Genomic DNA, 15,086 nt, shown 5'->3' with positions numbered 1-15,086 from the left:
GCCCCGGCCGGTACACGGACTCTGGCGTCACGGTGAACGGGCGGCGAGCCGCGGCTGAACAGCGGGGGTTGCGCCCTATGGCTTCGCGAAGTCGCCGATCCGGCCCTCCCGGAGTGCTGCGCCCACGGCCGCGATGCCGCCATAGTCTGGAAACAGTACGGATTGTCCGGCCACGAAACCTGAACCCGCCGTCGGAAGCGTCATGGTGCCGATGGCGTTCACGTCCAGGTTCCGCAGGCTGTAAGCCAGAATGGCGGCCTGCACGGGGTCGAAGGCCTTATCCACGGTGAGGCAGCAGGAAGCGAAGTCGACCAGGGACCGAACCGTATTCACATCGTTGAGGGCACCTCCAGCCGTGAGGCGCGCCAGGATTGCGCGGAGCATGATCTGCTGGTCGCGGACCCGCTGGAAGTCGCCGTCGGCGAAGGCGTAGCGCTCGCGGGAAAACTCCAGCGCCGCCTGCCCGTCCAGGTGGTTCATGCCTGCGGGGAAGACGTGTTGGGTTTCAACGCTGGACTGGAAAGGGATGGGCACATTGACGTCGATTCCGCCCAGGCCGTCCACCAGGATTTTGAACCCGCCGAAGTCCAGCATCAGCGTGTGGTCGATGGTGATTCCCAGCAGTTGCTGCACGGTGGCAGTTTCCATGTCGATGCCGCCATACTGCAGGGCTGCATTGATCTTGGCGGCCCCGTAGCCGGGGATGTCCACCCAGTTGTCGCGGTTGATGGAGATGAGGTAAAGGTTCCGGCGGTCGGCCGGGACGTGAACCACCATCAGGGAGTCCGCCCGCTGGTCCTGGGCTTCGCCGGTGGCTGCCGTATGGGCGGCGGCGTCCCGCGCCGGCGTGCCGCCGCGGATGTCGCTGCCGATCACCAGGATGTTCATCGGAACTGCGGGCAGTTCCGGGATCGGGGGAGGCGGGGGCGGGGGAGCGGGAGCCGGCGGCGGCGTTTCGGAAGGAGTGGGCGTAGGCGTTGGGCTGGGCGTTTCGCTGGGCGGCTGGGTTTGGGTGGCTGCCGGTTGTGCCTCCTGGCCGGCGCGGTTCAGGCTGAAGACCGCGATGCCGGCTGCCGCCACAAGGGCCAGCACCACCAGTGCCACGATCCAGCGGCGGCGTCCCAGGGCAACCAGCCATCCGGGCCGGGGCGCGGATGGGCCTGTGGGCGGACCGGAATTGCCGGGGCCGACGGGACCGGACGGATCAGGACCGCCTGGGATGCTCATGACGCCTCCACCTCATTGTGACTGGTGGCATCAGTGTCCGTCCGGCAAGCCGTTATTGGCTACATAGTTGTCCAAACTGTCACCTGCCAGCGCATCGCCGATGTCTTTGATTGCCGTTTGGTTCGGAAGGACGATGGACTGGCCGTCCGCGGAGGTTCCGATCCCCAGGGTGGGAAGGGTAAACATTTCCATGTCGTCCGCACGCACGTTGCGCAGTTCCAAGGCCAGGTTTGCCAGGGCCGCTGCGTTAAGTCCGCTGTCCACGCTGATGAACGGCGACATGGCAGTGACTACGTTATGCACCTTCACCGGGTTCAGAAGGGTTTCCGGGCTGAGGTTCTTGGCGAAAAGCGCCCGCACGAAAGCCTGCTGGTTGCGCACCCGCTGGTAATCGCCATCGGTGAAGGAGTAGCGCTCGCGGACGAACTCCAGGGCGTGCTTGCCGTCCAGCAGGGTACGCCCCTGCTGGTAGGAGAATTTGTCGTGCGCGGAAACGAAGGACCGGGGGATGTCCACCTCAACCCCGCCGAGGGCATCCGTGAGGCCAACAAAGCCCTCAAAGTCGACCATGGCCACGTGGTCCACGCGCTCGTTGAACATGGTCTCCACCGTCTGCACCATGAGGGGGACGCCCCCGTAGGCGAGGGCTGAATTGATCTTTGCCCTCCCGTGACCCGGAATGTCCACCCACAGGTCGCGCATCAGGGAGATGGCGAAGATTTTGGATCGGTCCGCGGGAATGTGCACCAGCATGAGGGTGTCAGCGCGCTGATCCGAGCTGCTGCCGGATTCAGCCTTGCCAACCGTTGCCCCGCGGCTGTCGCTGCCCATCACCAGGATGTTCAGCGCCTGCCCGCCGGGTGCCTGGGCAGGGGCGGCTGCTGCGGGCCCTGCTGCGGGCCCGGCCGCCGCACCAGTGCCGGTGCCTTCGGCCGGTGTTACGCCGGACGGCGCAGCGGAACGCGGCTGAGGGCGGTTGGACTCGGACGGGAATGGATTGTCAATGACCTTCGCCTGTGAATCGTACGCACGGCCGAGGCTGAAAAGGTACGTACCGGCTGCGGCGGCTATCAGGATCGCTGCGGCGAGCAGCACCAGCAGCGCGGTCCGCAACGGGTGCCGACGGCGTTTGGACCGCTCAACAACGCGGACGGCGCCGGTACTGCGAAGCTTCGCCTGGGTGCTCATTTCGGAAAATTAGCACCGGAAAAAATGCCTTACATCGGGGAAATCCACAGAAAAACCGCACTCTGTTCCACACCAGCCGGCAGGCCCGAGACCAGACGCCGGATGGGTGGAGCCTCTGCGGCAGGACCTACAGTTGGGCGGCGTCCGGGCTCACGGGCGCGTTCAGGCGGGCGTGGCGCAGGATGGAGACGATCGCCGGAGCCAGCTGGTCCTCCATCTCCCGGTAGACCTCGGGCGAGCGGCGGTAGGGGTCCACGATGTCATTTTCGGCGGGGTCGGCGGGAAGCGAGAGGTGCCGCACCCCGGCGGCGCGGGCTGGCAGCCCGCGCCAAAAGGCGGCGTTGGCAGCCAGCCGGGACTCGTCGTCGGACGCTGCTTCCTGGGGGCCGGCGGGCTGGGTGTCATTTTCGGCGGCCCGCTGGTCCAGGACATTCAGCATCCGGGCGAACTCGCGGATGGTGAAGGTCCGTTTGAGCAGGGACGCGTCCAGCTGCAGGACCTCGCCGCGGTGCCCGGACGTCATGGTGAGCACCAGGTCCACGCCGCGCAGGATTGTGGGGGTGAGCTGCCGGGCAGCGAAGCCTTCGGGATTCCCGCCGAAGGTCCGCACGATGTCCGCCGAGATGGGCTGCATGGGCTGGCCCACCAGGGCGCGGGTCCCGGCGCTGGAGACTTCGAAACCGCCGGGCACTACTTGGTCAAGCCCCGCCTGCAGCAGCCGTTCGGCCACGGGCGACCGGCAGATGTTGCCGGTGCAGACGGTCAGGATTCGTACTGGTGCGGAAGTGTCCAAGGAGATTTTCTCTTTTCCCAGCTGGCGGCGGTCCGGTGGGGCCCGTGCCCTTCAACTTAACATGCGACGCCGCGGCGGCGGCTCCCACACCGGGTGCCGCCACCGCGTCGTTCACATTTCCCGCCAGGTCGGCGGGCTGTCCCACGCTAGAGCGTGGCCAGCAGCTGCTTCATCTGCATGATCTCCGTCTGCTGCGCGTCCACGATCTCGTGGCCCAGCTTCACGGCTTCAGGGGATTTGCCGGCGCTGATCTCCTGCTGGGCCATGTCGATGGCGCCCTCGTGATGGCCGATCATCTGCTCCAGGAAAAGCCGCGCAGCGTCGGTGCCGGTGGCCGACTTGAGCTTGTCGATCCCTGCGTCGTCCACCATGCCGGTCATGCCATGGCCGGTGTGGTCGTTCATCATGGTGGGTGCGTTCCACCCCTGGAGCCAGCCGGTCATCTGCTCGATCTCGGGGGCCTGCGCCGCCTTGATCTTGCTGGCAAGCGCAGTCACTTCCGCCGGGACGCCCTGCTTGTCCAGGATGATGCCGCTCATCTCCACCGCCTGGGCGTGGTGCGGGATCATCATCTGGGCAAACATGATGTCGGCCTGGTTATGGTCGGCATCCGCGGTGGGCGTCGTGCCCCCGCTGGACATGGCCCCGGAGCTGGGCATCGTGCTCGACATGGGGCCGGAGTTCCCGTGGTCCATGGGCATGCTGTTGCCCGATCCGGCGTTGCCGGCGCAGCCTGCCAGGCCGAGCGAGGCCGCCAGGGCAGCAGCAATGGACAGGGTCTTGATGGTGGTGTTCATGGTTGTCTTTCAGGGGAGTGGGTGAACTGGGCCGCGATGGATGTGGCGCAGTCCGGATTACGTCCGGCTGATCGACAGGTCGCAGGGTGTGGGGCTGGGCGGCAGGTAGCCGTAGCCGGCGCCCGCGGTGCTACCGGGGGCGCGAGGTGCAGGAATCGCGGCGGGGGATGCCTGGGGTGGGGAAAGGGTGACCGGGCTGCCGGGCGCAGAGGGGACACAGGGCGCGCCCGATTCCTGGGCGCCCGGGCAGGAATCGCCGCAGGCGGGCGAGGCAAGGGCTGGCGCGTCCGGAGTGGAGGAGCCGGGGCGCTCGCCGGCATGGCCGCCGGCAGCAGCGGAATGCGCGACGGCGGTGTGGCTGGGGGAGTGCCCGGCGCTGTGCGATGGGTGGGCGGACGCCACAGGAGAAGCCGGACTGTGGGAAATCATGACCTGCAGGCCGGACCCGTGCGAGCCATGCCCGGAGGTGAGCACGTGCATGCCCAGCAGCCCTGCGATGACGGCCAGGGCAGCGGCCAGCAGCCAGGCACAGCGAAGGAGGGACGCCACGGCGCGGGTGGTCATGGCCGTCCCTCCTTTCAATGTGCCTGGAATGTTCAACGTACCTCGGACGGGTTCAGTTTCAGGCGCCGGAGGAGCTGGGCGTTCAGTGCCACCACCACGGTGGACGCGGACATCAGCACCGCCCCTGCTGCGGGCGACAGCACCACCCCGGCGAATGCCAGGACACCGGCAGCCAATGGCACGGACAGGACGTTGTAGCCGGTGGCCCACACCAGGTTCTGCCACATCTTCCGGTAGCTGGCACGGGATAGGTCAACCATGGACAGCACGGCCCGCGGATCGTTTCCGGCCAGCACCACGCCGGCGGATTCCACTGCCACGTCGGTTCCGGCGCCGATGGCGATGCCCACCTCGGCACGGGCCAGCGCGGGTGAGTCGTTGACGCCGTCGCCCACCATGGCCACCCTCAGGCCGCGGCCCTGTAGCTCGGCCACTTTCTTGTCCTTGTCCGCGGGCAGGACCTCGGCGAACACCTCGTCGATGTCCAGATCCGCGGCCACGGCCTTGGCCACCTGGTGCGCGTCACCGGTAACCATGGCCACCTTGACCCCGCGCCGCTGCAGGGCAGCAACAGCCTGCCGGGACTCCGGCCGCACCGCATCCTCCATGCTGACGGCGCCCAGGACGTTGCCGTCGTCGACAACGTGCAGGACCGCTGCCCCGCGGTCCATCCAGGCTTTGGTGCTCCCCGCCAGGGAGGCCGGTTCCACGACGCCGAGCTCGCGCAGGAGCGCCGGCCCGCCCACATGCACCGTACGGCCTTCCACGTTGGCGCGGACGCCGCGGCCCGTCAGCGAGGTGAAGCCGGTGGCCGGAGCCAGCGCCAGGTTCCGTGCCTTCGCAGCGCGGACGATGGCCCGTGCCACGGGGTGTTCACTGTCGGACTCCACGGCGGCGGCGAGGGCAAGCACCGCGTCCGGATCTGCTCCTTCAGCTACGGCAACGTCCTTCAGCTCCGGCTCGCCGGTGGTCAGGGTGCCGGTCTTGTCGAACAGGACCACATCGATGGTCCGCATCCGTTCCAGCGCCATCCGGTTCTTGATCAGGACGCCGGCCCGCGCCGCCTGCTCGGTGGAAATGGCGATCACCAGAGGGATGGCCAGGCCAAGGGCGTGCGGGCAGGCAATGACCAGTACGGTGACGGTCCGGGTCACGGCGTCCGGGACACTTCCCATCAGCGTCCAGGCGATGAAGGTGAGGACCCCGGCGCCGGCGGCAAAGTAGAAGAGGAAGGCTGCGGCACGGTCCGCCAGGGCCTGTGCGCGTGATGATGAGGCCTGTGCTTCCTCCACCAGCCGCTGGATCCCGGCCAGGGCGGTCTGGTCGCCAACGGCCGTGACCCGGACGCGGACGCTGCTGTCCGTGGCAACGGTTCCGGCCACCACGGGATCGCCTGCGCCACGCGCCACGGTCTTGGATTCACCGGTGATCATGGACTCGTCGAACTCGGCCTGGCCGTCCACCACGTTTCCGTCAGCGGGCATGCGGGCTCCGGGACGCACCAGGACCAGGTCCCCGGCGTTGAGTTCGGACACGGGAACGGTCTCGGTGCCGCTGTCGGTGATGCGCTCGGCTTCGTCCGGCAGCAGCGCGGCGAGGGCATCAAGGGCGCCCTGCGCGGATCCGAGGGCACGCATTTCGATCCAGTGCCCCAGCAGCATGATGGCCACCAGCAGGGCCAGCTCCCACCAGAAGTCCAGGTCGAAGCCGCCGATGCCCAGGCTGGTGACCCAGGAGGCGGCGAAGGCCACCGTGATGGCCATGGCAATCAGCAGCATCATTCCGGGGGTGCGGTCTTTGAGCTCCTGCAGGCCGCCCTTGAGGAACGGCTGGCCGCCGTAGAGGAAAATCGCGGTGCCCAGGACCGGGGGGATCCAGGCGGAGCCGGGGAACTCCGGCGGCATGTAGCCCAGCAGGTGGGCCATCATGGGGCTGAAGTAGACCACGGGAATGGACAGGGCCAGCGTCAGCCAGAATCTGTTCTTGAACATGGCCGTGCTGTGCCCCGCGTGCTGGCCGTGCGTGTGGATGGTGTGGTCGTCGTCGTGCTGGCCGTGTCCGGCGTGCTGCGGGTGTCCGGTGTGCCCGGCGCTGTGTGCAGGGGGCTCCGTGAGCGTCCCCCCGGGCGGCTGGGGGTGGTCATGCCCGCCTCCCTGGTGGTGCACGGCGGGGTGGTCCTGCGTGCCGTGCTGGTCCTGCATATCGTGGTGATCCTGCATGGTTCCTCCTTGGAGGCAATCGCTGCCCGGCTTTACCCGGGGCTGCGGAAAAATGTTGGGAGCGCAGGGGCGCGGCCCGTATCAGGCCAGGGCGTAACCGGCGGCAGCCACGGCCTGGCGGACGTCGGCTTCGGACGCCCGGCCGGTCACGGCAAGCCGGGAGCGGCCGCCCGGCACCAGGTCAACCGAGGCGGAGGTTACGCCCGGAACGGCGAAGACAGCCGTTTCGACAGACCGGACGCAGTGCCCGCAGGTCATGCCTTCCACTGCAAAGCTGCGCTGCGCGGAAGCGTCCGCGTCGGCATTTACGACGGCGGCCGGAGGCTCCTGCGGGGCGGTCGCGGGGAGGATGCTGGCCGGCTCCACCGAGTGGGTTGGGGCGCAGCAGCTGCAGCCGGAGGATGCGAGGGGGAGCTGGGGACGGTTCCCGCTGTTCATGTCAGTTCCAATCCGTTGAGGGAATCAAGGGGCGCTGGGGTTGAACGGCTGTGAAAGGCTGGTGCTGGTGCGCCGGCCGGGACATACCACTTCACTGACAACACCGCCAATATACCCCCTGGGGGTATAAAGGTCAAGGACTCTAGCGCATTTCACGCGCGACTTCCATGGGACCTCCCGCACTACCTTCTGTTGCGCAACGCGACCATACTGGAAGGAGCGGGGACAGAGCCGGACCGCTGGGGGCTGGCCATTGCACGGGAGGTGGACCTGTGACGGAGCTGAGCGATTTGTACACGTATTCGAGTGCCCTCGGAGACAGCGAAAGCGATGCCGGTACCTTCCGCGTGGACATTGAGCCCTCCGGTCCAACCTTCCAGTGGTCGGACGGGATGTTCCGGCTGCACGGATACCAGCGCGGCGAGGTTGTCCCCACGCTGGAACTGATCTTTGCCCACAAGCATCCTGATGACCGCGAGCGGTGCGAGGAGATTGTGCAGCAGGTTTCCGCCACAGGCGGCTTCTTCTGCATGTATCACCGGATTGTGGACGCCCGGGGGAAGACGCGGCGTGTGGTGACCTCCGGCGAGGCGGTCTTGAGCGCCGACGGAGCAGTGCTGGCGCTCGAAGGCGTAACGGTAGACCTCAGCCGCACCCTGCAGCGCGAAACCGAACAAACGGCCCGGGACGCCGTCGCGCGAGCAACGGCAACCCGGACCGTGATCGACCAGGCCCGGGGCATCCTCATGGGCCAGCTGAGACTTGGCTCCGATGACGCGTTCCAGATGCTGGTGAGCACCAGCAGCCACCGGAACGTCAAGCTGGTGGTAGTGGCGGCGGAACTGGTGCAGTTGGCCAACTCCGCGGAGGCACGGACCTACCTGGACCGTGCCGTGCGGGCCATCCAACTGCACGGCCGGGCGAACCACGCGGGGGACCGCCGCGCGGGCTAGTGGTGCTCCACCCAGCAGGCAAGGATGGTTGTGGAGAGCTGGTATGCCAAGGCGCCGCGGGTGATGGCATCCGGTCCAACCGCAGGTGGAAGCGCCGATGCGTTCACCTGCAGCACAAAGTTGTCCTTTTGGAAAACGGCGGAACCGGCTGCAGTTTCATAGGCGGGAAAGCCCAGGTTGGCCAGCCCCTCAATGGGGGAGGCGTCTGTGGCAAGGGCTTGCATGGCGTCGAAATAAGCCCGCGCCCTCGCTTGGTCGGGCGCCTCCTGCACGGTAATCACCAGTGCACCTTCGGTTAGATGGTAGGTGCAGGTGAAGGTGCCGTTGGCCCAGCTGCTTACCGTGTGCGGTTTCCGGTCGAGCGACAGGATGCTGGTCAGCCGTTCCATCGGCTGGTCCCCGCATACCATCCTGGCGGCCGCGCTGGGGCCTCCGGGGCTGGTTTCGGGAACAGCTGTATCGGTGCCATGGTGGCCGGCATGGGCCGCCGCCGTTGAGCCGGCGGGGCCGGGGGGCGCCGCTGGAAGGGCCTGCCCGGCTGATCCCGCCGCAGCACAGCCGGTGAGCAGCAGCGACAGCGCCAGGGTTGCCAGCAGGGGAGCACGGTTCTTCATGACGATCCGTCCTGGCCGCCGCGAGTGGGGCGGCCGTTGTTGTCTGTCCGATCAGGCTTTGAGCTTGGCGAAAACGACGTAGTTGTCATCGAAGAGGCCGGTGGCGGCGTCATAACCGTCGCAGGTGATCAGCCTCAGTTCGGACTCCGGAGTGTTGCCGTAAACCTCAAGGGTGGGGAAATTGTCTTTGCCGTAGACGGCAGCGCGTTCGACGACGAAAAGGGCCGTGCTGCCGTCCGTCCGCGCCACACTGACCTCGGCTCCGGGCGCGAGTTTACGGAGGTCGGCGAAGACACCTTTGTGGCCGCCGAGCGCGTTGACATGCCCCAGCACCACGGCCGGGCCGCGCTCGCCGGGCGTCGGCGAGCCGTTGTACCAACCAGCCGGGGCTCCGTTGCCCTTGTCTTCCGGGACCTGCAGCGAGCCGTTGGGCCGCAGGCCCAGGCTCAGCAGTTCCGTGCGCAGGCCAATCGAGGGGATATCAAGCGCCGCCGGTTCGGACCGGGGCAGGACTGGGGGTTCGACGACGGGAGGTGCGGTGGGTGCGGGCGGGCCGGCAGGAACGGGGGCGGTGGAGATTGGCGCGGCGGGCGAAGGCATGGACGCGGAAGGTGCGGGGGATGCCGACGGTACGGGGGAGAGCGAAGGCGATGGGCCGGTGGCGGACGTTCCTGGTGCGGAGCCGCAGCCGGTGAGGGCGAGCAGGAGCAGAAGCCCGGCAGCCGCGGGGGCCCGAAGGCTTCCACGGCTGCCGGAGTTCAGGAAGGACATGGCGTGGTCCAGCCAGCCGGACTTAGGCTTCCGAACCTGAACCGCGGCGGCGGACCAGGTAGGCGCCACCTGCTGCCGCTGCCAGGACCAAGCCGCCGCCCAGGGCGAGGGCGCCGCTGTCGGTGCCACCGGCCTGCTGCGCAACGCCCGTGTCAACGCCGCCGGCGGGCATCTTCATCTGCCCCGCTTTAAGCGTCCCGCAAAGGGCGGGGGAGGTGGCAGCGAGTGGGAGGCTCGGAACGAGGTCCGATTTGGCGGCCTGCCCGGCCGGGCTGAGGGTGGCCGGATCGAGCCCGTGGACAACGACGACGGCGGTGCCGGACTCCAGGGCGGATTTGGTCTCGGCGTTGAGTTCGAAAGTTCGGTCCACGGTGTAGCTGGCACCCTGGCCCGCAACCTTGAGGTCGAGCCCGGCCGCAGGGCTGGTATCGCCGCTGGTGGACAGGGTCGTCACAATTCCGCCGTAGCTGGGTGCACCCTCGGTGGTGGAAACAACGCCGTCGCCGTCCTTGTCTGCCGACGGTGCGGGGCAGACGCCTTGGGCGCCGCCGTGGATGTGCTGGACGTGGGGGTAGGGCGCGTTGTTGAAGGTGGAGGCCAGGCCGGAGACCTTCAGGACGGCGTGTGCCTGATTGCCGGTGACGTCCACGGTGACGGTGCCCGAGGCAGAGCTGCCATTGATTTGGGTGAGAGTGGACTGGTATGTGTGGTCCGCTGCGGAGGCGGGACCGCCCGAAAGGGCCAGGGCGCCCAGGGCGAGGGTGGGAACTGCGAGGAAACGAAGTGTCTTGTTCATCGGAAAGCATTCTCCTCATGCAAGTGACGTTTTGTCCCAGATGAGGGACATTACTGATTCGATGCCATCGAAGCGCCGGATGGGTGTTTTTGTGAACTGGCCCACAAAACCCCGAAATCCGTCGGAGAAGAGTGTTTGGGGGGGGGGGCGGCAGCGGGGCGCCGTAGAATGGACCGAAGGTGCGCCGGGAAGTCTGGTCGGCATGTATTTGTCGAACCCGGATTTAAGGACGCCTGCATGAGCGCCACACCGCCCACCCCACGCCAGAACAAATTCTTCGGTTCCACCGTTTTTTCCCGTGGCAGCTACGCCGAGGCGCTGCGGATCGGCGAGATCCTCCGCAAGGAAACCGTCGGCGGTGCCCTCCTGGTGGTCGCTGCCGTCATCGCGCTGGTATGGGCAAACTCCCCGGCGTCGGACAGCTACTTTGCCCTCCGCGACTTCAAGGTTGGCTACGAACCATGGCACCTTGAACTGAGCCTGGGGGCGTGGGCGGCGGATGGGCTGCTGGCCATCTTCTTCTTCCTGGTGGGCCTGGAACTCAAACGCGAATTCGTGGCCGGTGACCTGCGCCAGATCAGCAAGTCGATCGTGCCGGTAGCGGCAGCCGTGGGAGGCGTGGCGGTCCCCGCGGTGATCTACGCCGTCGTCAATCTCGCCAGCCCGGAAACGCTCCGGGGGTGGGCCATTCCCACCGCAACGGATATTGCTTTTGCCGTTGCCGTCCTGGCGATCATAGGGTCCCACCTGCCCAGCGCCCTGCGGATCTTCCTGCTTACTCTGGCAGTGGTGGATGACCTGATTGCCATCAGCATCATCGCGTTCTTCTACTCCAGCGACATCCAGGTGGCGCCTCTGCTTCTGGCGCTGGTTCCGCTGGCCGTTTATGCCTTCCTGGCGCATAAGTTCCGGCGGTTCTTTGGCCTGCATGCCGCCGCTGCCTGGCTGGTCCTGCTGCCCCTGGGCGCCGTGACGTGGGCGCTGGTGCACGCTTCCGGTATCCATGCCACCGTGGCGGGCGTACTGCTGGGCTTCGCCATTCCGGTGATCCGCTCCCAGGCGTCGGGCGGACCCGAAGCCGGACCCGGGCTGGCGGAGATCTTCGAGCACCGGTTCCGGCCCATCTCCGCGGGCGTGGCAGTGCCTGTGTTCGCGTTCTTTTCGGCCGGCGTGGCCGTGGGTGGCTGGGCTGGATTGGGCTCAGCCCTCACGGACCCCGTGGCGCTGGGCATCATCCTGGGCCTGGTCCTGGGCAAGCCGATCGGCATCCTGGCCACCACGTGGATCCTGACCAAAGCCACCAGGGCCACCCTGGACAGCTCCTTCAAATGGATCGACGTGTTTGGCGTTGCGCTGTTGGCGGGGATCGGCTTCACCGTGTCCCTGCTGGTGGCGGAACTCAGCTTCGGCAACGGCAGCCTGCATGACGACCATGCCAAGGTTGGCATCCTGGCCGCGTCGCTGATTGCCGCGCTGCTGGCAACCGCCGTGCTGCGCACCCGCAACCGGCAGTACCGCCTGGCCGAAGAGCTGGAGAACGTGGATTCGGACCACGACGGCGTCCCGGACGTCTACCAGGACCGCGCCTGAGCCCTCACCGGGCTTCAGGCGGTGGCGAGCGGCTTGGCCGGGGGCTGGGGCTTGGCGGTGACGTCCGGTTTCACCGGCGCCCCGGCCTCCACGTGGCGGATCTCCAGGGCTTCGGGGTCCAGCAGCTTGCGCGTGCCGGTCCGGGCGTCCAGGATCCAGAAGAGTTCAAGGGCCGGGACGACGTCGGTCACGCGCCCTTTGTGGAAGAGCCTGCCCCTGTGCCAAGCCTCGATCTGATCCCCGATCCGAAGCTGGGCCGTACGTACTCCTTGTGCCTCCATAATGGGCTGCCTCCTGCTGTTGTATCCCCGTAAGGACAGCTTGGCGGGGAGACATTGCCGGAGTGTTTCCACAGGATGATTTTTCTGTGTCAGGAGAGACGGCTGGTGCTCAGTCCTCCACCGGGAACGCCACGGCTTCGCCCACCACCCGCAGGCACAGTTCCATGCCGGGCCGGGCGATCGAGGCGTTCCAGTGCCGAATGGTGATCACCTCGCCGCCGCCGGGGTACCGGTGGTCAGCGTGCTCGGCCACTTCCTGCGGCACGTTCAGCTTCAGCCGCACGGTGGTTTCGGGGCCGAAGTAGTCCGTGTCCACCACCACGCCGCGGATGGGTCCGTCCTCGGCGATGCGGATCTGTTCCGGCCGCAGCATCAGCTGTACCCGGCCCTGCGCCGGCGGCCGGCGGACCGGGATGCCGCCCAGGGAGCAGGTGGCCAGGGAGCCCTCCAGCCAGGCGTCCAGGATGACGGCATCACCCAGGAATTCGGCGGTGGCCCGGTCCGCGGGGCGGGTGTACACCACGAAGGGGTTACCGATCTGGGCCAGCTTGCCGCCGCGCATCACGGCCACCTGGTCCGCGAAGGACAGGGCCTCGGCCTGGTCGTGCGTGACCAGGATGGTGGTGACCCCTGCCTCGGCCAGGACCTTGGCCACGGCCCGGCGGGTGGCCACGCGCAGGCCCGCGTCCAGGGCAGAGAAAGGCTCGTCCAGCAGCATCAGCTCCGGTTCGCGCGCCAGCGCCCGGGCCAGGGCGACCCGCTGCTGCTGGCCGCCGGAGAGCTGGTGCGGGCGGCGCTTGGCCATGGACGCATCCAGCGACACCATTTCCAGCAACTCCGCCACGCGGGCGTTGACGGCGCGGCGGCCGCCGTCGAGCTTGGCCGCATTCAGGCCGAAGGCAATGTTCTGGCCCACCGTCAGATGCGGGAACAGGGCACCGTCCTGGGCCACGTACCCGATCTCCCGCTTGTGCGCCGGAAGCCACGCGCCATCACCAGCGACAAGGGTCCCGTTCAGCGAGATGCTCCCGGTGTCCGGATGTTCAAACCCGGCGATCAGGCGCAGCAGCGTGGTTTTGCCGGAGCCGGACGGGCCCACGATGGCGGTGGTGCCGCCCTTGGCCACGGAGAGGTTGACGCCCCTCAGGACCGCCTGCGATCCGAAGTTCTTGGTGACGTCCGTGATCTGCAGGTGGCTGTTGGTGGTTGCCGCCACCGAGGGTGCCACCCGGGGCTCGGGCAGCCTGCGGGTTGATGGTGCTGTCACTGTCCGGCTACTTTCTTGGACTGTTGGAAGAGGAGGTAGGTCATGGGCGCGGAAAGCAGGATCATCAGCAGCGCGTAGGGAGCGGCGCCGGCATAGTCGATTTCGCTGCTCTTGCTCCAGAACTCGGTGGCCAGGGTCTTGGTGCCGTTGGGGGACAGGAGCAAGGTGGCGGTGAGTTCGTTGGCGATGGCCAGGAACACCAGGGCCGCCCCGCCTGCGGCGGCCGGGGCGGTAAGCCGCAAGGTGACGCGGATGAAAGCCAGCAGCGGCGGCTTGCCCAGCGCCTGCGCGGCCTCGTCCAGTTCCTTAGGGGCCTGTGCCAGCCCGGCCCGGAGGTTGACCAGGGCGCGGGGGAGGAACAGGAGCACGTAGGCTGCCACCAGGAGCCCCGCCGTCTGGTACATCCCCGGGACCATGCGGATGCTCACGGTGACGAATGCCAGGGCCACGACGATGCCGGGCATGGAGCTGGTGACGTAGTTGGACAGTTCCAGGGACTTGCTGAACCAGCCCGGGTGGCGGACGGCGAGGTATGCCATGGGGAAGGCCACCACGGTGGTGGCTGCGGCGCCCGCCAGCCCGTAGGTGAAGGTGGTGAAGAGGGCAGGCAGGAACTCGGACGCGGTCCAGATGTCCGCCCCGCCGGCCAGGATCCACCGCATGACGTAATACAGCGGAAGTCCGAACGCCAGTGCCGTCAGCACCACCAGGAACAGCTGGGCCGGCACCTGGTACGCGTGCAGCGGCAGCCGCAGCGCCCTTGCCTGCACGCCGGAACCGATCCTCGCGTAGCGGGCGGTGCCGCGGCTGCGGACCTCGGCCACCAGCAGGAGCAGGCAGAAGAACACCAGGACGCTGGCCAGCATGTTCCCGGCTGCGCCGTTGAAGGTGGACTGGTACTGGGTCATGATCGCGGTGGTGAAGGTGTCGAACCGGATCATCGCGAACGCGCCGTATTCGGCAAGCAGGTGCAGCCCCACCAGCAGGGCGCCGCCGGTCAATGCAATCCGGAGTTGGGGGAGCACCACGCGGAAGAAGGACCGCCAGGCCCCCAGCCCCAGGGCTGCGGCGGACTGTTCAATGGCCGGGTCCAGCCGGCTCAGGGTGGCCGCGGCCGGGATGTACACCAGCGGGAAATAGGACAGCGTGGAGATCAGGATGCCGGATCCCAGCCCCCCGAGCGACGGGACGGCCGATACCCAGGCATAGCTGTTCACGAACGCGGGGACGGCCAGCGGAGCGGCCAGCAGCACGGCCCAGATCCGGTGGCCGCGCAGTTTGGTCCGCTCCACCAGCCACGCTCCCGCCACGCCAAGCAGCAGGCACAGCGGGATGGTGGCGGCCATCAGGAGCAGGGTGTTCAGCAGGAGTTCGCCCACGCGGGGACGCAGGATAAGCCCGACGGCAGTGTCCCACCCGGTTGCCACCGTCATGTAGGCCACGTACCCCAGCGGGACGAGGGAGAAGAGGGCGATCAGCACCGCCAGGAGGGACACTGCGGAAACGCCGAAAGGCGGGCGGGGGCTGTTGCCCCGGCCCGCCGTCGTCGTGCTCCGCCTGGGAGGAGCCGATAGATCGGTGGTCACGG

Annotated in this window: 15 protein-coding genes; 2 read left to right on the top strand and 13 right to left on the bottom strand. The window is 67.7% G+C overall.

Annotation, left to right across the window (positions count from 1 at the left end):
- Nucleotides 1-75: 75 nt before the first annotated feature.
- The 7 genes from LFT49_RS16825 to LFT49_RS16795 form a co-directional block, all read right to left on the bottom strand.
- Nucleotides 76-1,227 carry an LCP family protein gene (locus LFT49_RS16825; RefSeq protein WP_237428841.1) on the bottom strand — a complete coding sequence of 384 codons (1,152 nt, stop codon included), beginning with the start codon at nt 1,225-1,227 and terminating at the stop codon, nt 76-78.
- Nucleotides 1,228-1,257: 30 nt separating this feature from the next.
- Nucleotides 1,258-2,415, bottom strand: a complete 1,158-nt coding sequence (locus LFT49_RS16820; RefSeq protein WP_236820382.1) for an LCP family protein — start codon at nt 2,413-2,415, stop codon at nt 1,258-1,260.
- Between the two features lie 127 nt (nt 2,416-2,542).
- Nucleotides 2,543-3,208 (bottom strand): arsenate reductase/protein-tyrosine-phosphatase family protein, encoded by a 666-nt coding sequence (locus tag LFT49_RS16815; protein WP_236799459.1) that lies wholly within the window; start codon nt 3,206-3,208, stop codon nt 2,543-2,545.
- A 146-nt stretch (nt 3,209-3,354) separates the two neighbouring features.
- Nucleotides 3,355-4,005, bottom strand: a complete 651-nt coding sequence (locus LFT49_RS16810) for a DUF305 domain-containing protein (protein ID WP_237428840.1) — start codon at nt 4,003-4,005, stop codon at nt 3,355-3,357.
- 57 nt (nt 4,006-4,062) lie between these two features.
- On the bottom strand, nt 4,063-4,569 hold the full coding sequence (locus tag LFT49_RS16805; RefSeq protein ID WP_237428839.1) for a hypothetical protein: 507 nt from the start codon (nt 4,567-4,569) through the stop codon (nt 4,063-4,065).
- Between the two features lie 32 nt (nt 4,570-4,601).
- Complete coding sequence (locus LFT49_RS16800) at nt 4,602-6,788, bottom strand: heavy metal translocating P-type ATPase (protein ID WP_237428838.1); 2,187 nt, start codon at nt 6,786-6,788, stop codon at nt 4,602-4,604.
- An 81-nt stretch (nt 6,789-6,869) separates the two neighbouring features.
- Nucleotides 6,870-7,226, bottom strand: a complete 357-nt coding sequence (locus LFT49_RS16795) for a heavy-metal-associated domain-containing protein (RefSeq protein ID WP_237428837.1) — start codon at nt 7,224-7,226, stop codon at nt 6,870-6,872.
- Nucleotides 7,227-7,498: 272 nt separating this feature from the next.
- On the opposite strand from LFT49_RS16795, the gene LFT49_RS16790 reads away from it, so the two are divergent.
- Nucleotides 7,499-8,179, top strand: coding sequence for a PAS and ANTAR domain-containing protein (locus LFT49_RS16790; protein WP_237428836.1), 681 nt, complete (start codon nt 7,499-7,501; stop codon nt 8,177-8,179).
- Here the strand turns inward: LFT49_RS16790 and LFT49_RS16785 are convergent.
- Genes LFT49_RS16785 through LFT49_RS16775 form a run of 3 tightly spaced genes read right to left on the bottom strand, consistent with a single transcriptional unit; the run spans nt 8,176 to nt 10,360 of the window.
- Nucleotides 8,176-8,793: a hypothetical protein gene (locus LFT49_RS16785; RefSeq protein ID WP_237428835.1), complete on the bottom strand. Its 618-nt coding sequence runs from the start codon at nt 8,791-8,793 to the stop codon at nt 8,176-8,178. The two genes, LFT49_RS16790 and LFT49_RS16785, sit on opposite strands and share 4 nt — an antisense overlap.
- A gap of 51 nt (nt 8,794-8,844) precedes the next feature.
- The gene (locus LFT49_RS22630; RefSeq protein ID WP_272912522.1) at nt 8,845-9,564 is read right to left on the bottom strand and encodes a class F sortase; all 720 of its coding nucleotides are present in this window, start codon (nt 9,562-9,564) and stop codon (nt 8,845-8,847) included.
- A 22-nt stretch (nt 9,565-9,586) separates the two neighbouring features.
- Nucleotides 9,587-10,360 (bottom strand): CHRD domain-containing protein, encoded by a 774-nt coding sequence (locus LFT49_RS16775; protein WP_236799451.1) that lies wholly within the window; start codon nt 10,358-10,360, stop codon nt 9,587-9,589.
- Between the two features lie 237 nt (nt 10,361-10,597).
- Between LFT49_RS16775 and nhaA the strand changes: the two genes are divergently transcribed.
- The gene (gene nhaA, locus LFT49_RS16770; RefSeq protein WP_237428834.1) at nt 10,598-11,950 is read left to right on the top strand and encodes a Na+/H+ antiporter NhaA; all 1,353 of its coding nucleotides are present in this window, start codon (nt 10,598-10,600) and stop codon (nt 11,948-11,950) included.
- Nucleotides 11,951-11,964: 14 nt separating this feature from the next.
- Here the strand turns inward: nhaA and LFT49_RS16765 are convergent, their stop codons facing one another.
- The 3 genes from LFT49_RS16765 to LFT49_RS16755 all read right to left on the bottom strand — a co-directional run bounded on the left by LFT49_RS16765 (nt 11,965) and on the right by LFT49_RS16755 (nt 15,084).
- A complete protein-coding gene (locus LFT49_RS16765) occupies nt 11,965-12,141 on the bottom strand; it encodes a hypothetical protein (protein ID WP_236820374.1) in 177 nt (58 codons plus the stop codon).
- Between the two features lie 199 nt (nt 12,142-12,340).
- Entirely contained in the window at nt 12,341-13,498 is a 1,158-nt protein-coding gene (locus LFT49_RS16760) for an ABC transporter ATP-binding protein (RefSeq protein ID WP_236799448.1), read from the bottom strand.
- Nucleotides 13,495-15,084 (bottom strand): ABC transporter permease, encoded by a 1,590-nt coding sequence (locus tag LFT49_RS16755; protein WP_236820372.1) that lies wholly within the window; start codon nt 15,082-15,084, stop codon nt 13,495-13,497. Before LFT49_RS16755 ends, LFT49_RS16760 begins: the two co-directional genes overlap by 4 nt.
- Between the last annotated feature and the right edge of the window lie 2 nt (nt 15,085-15,086).

It is taken from the genome of Arthrobacter sp. FW306-06-A (assembly GCF_021870055.1).
Lineage (GTDB): Bacteria > Actinomycetota > Actinomycetes > Actinomycetales > Micrococcaceae > Arthrobacter.
Note: the sequence above shows the minus strand (reverse complement) of the source record. Positions and strands in the feature narration are given on the sequence as shown.

Excerpts from the sequence above, each read along its gene's own strand:
- LFT49_RS16805 (WP_237428839.1), bottom strand. The coding sequence starts at position 4,569 with ATGACCACCCGCGCCGTGGCGTCCCTCCTTCGCTGTGCCTGGCTGCTG.
- LFT49_RS16795 (WP_237428837.1), bottom strand. The coding sequence starts at position 7,226 with ATGAACAGCGGGAACCGTCCCCAGCTCCCCCTCGCATCCTCCGGCTGC.
- LFT49_RS16800 (WP_237428838.1), bottom strand. The coding sequence starts at position 6,788 with ATGCAGGATCACCACGATATGCAGGACCAGCACGGCACGCAGGACCAC.
- LFT49_RS16810 (WP_237428840.1), bottom strand. The coding sequence starts at position 4,005 with ATGAACACCACCATCAAGACCCTGTCCATTGCTGCTGCCCTGGCGGCC.
- LFT49_RS16775 (WP_236799451.1), bottom strand. The coding sequence starts at position 10,360 with ATGAACAAGACACTTCGTTTCCTCGCAGTTCCCACCCTCGCCCTGGGC.
- nhaA (WP_237428834.1), top strand. The coding sequence starts at position 10,598 with ATGAGCGCCACACCGCCCACCCCACGCCAGAACAAATTCTTCGGTTCC.
- LFT49_RS16785 (WP_237428835.1), bottom strand. The coding sequence starts at position 8,793 with ATGAAGAACCGTGCTCCCCTGCTGGCAACCCTGGCGCTGTCGCTGCTG.
- LFT49_RS16825 (WP_237428841.1), bottom strand. The coding sequence starts at position 1,227 with ATGAGCATCCCAGGCGGTCCTGATCCGTCCGGTCCCGTCGGCCCCGGC.
- LFT49_RS22630 (WP_272912522.1), bottom strand. The coding sequence starts at position 9,564 with ATGTCCTTCCTGAACTCCGGCAGCCGTGGAAGCCTTCGGGCCCCCGCG.
- LFT49_RS16820 (WP_236820382.1), bottom strand. The coding sequence starts at position 2,415 with ATGAGCACCCAGGCGAAGCTTCGCAGTACCGGCGCCGTCCGCGTTGTT.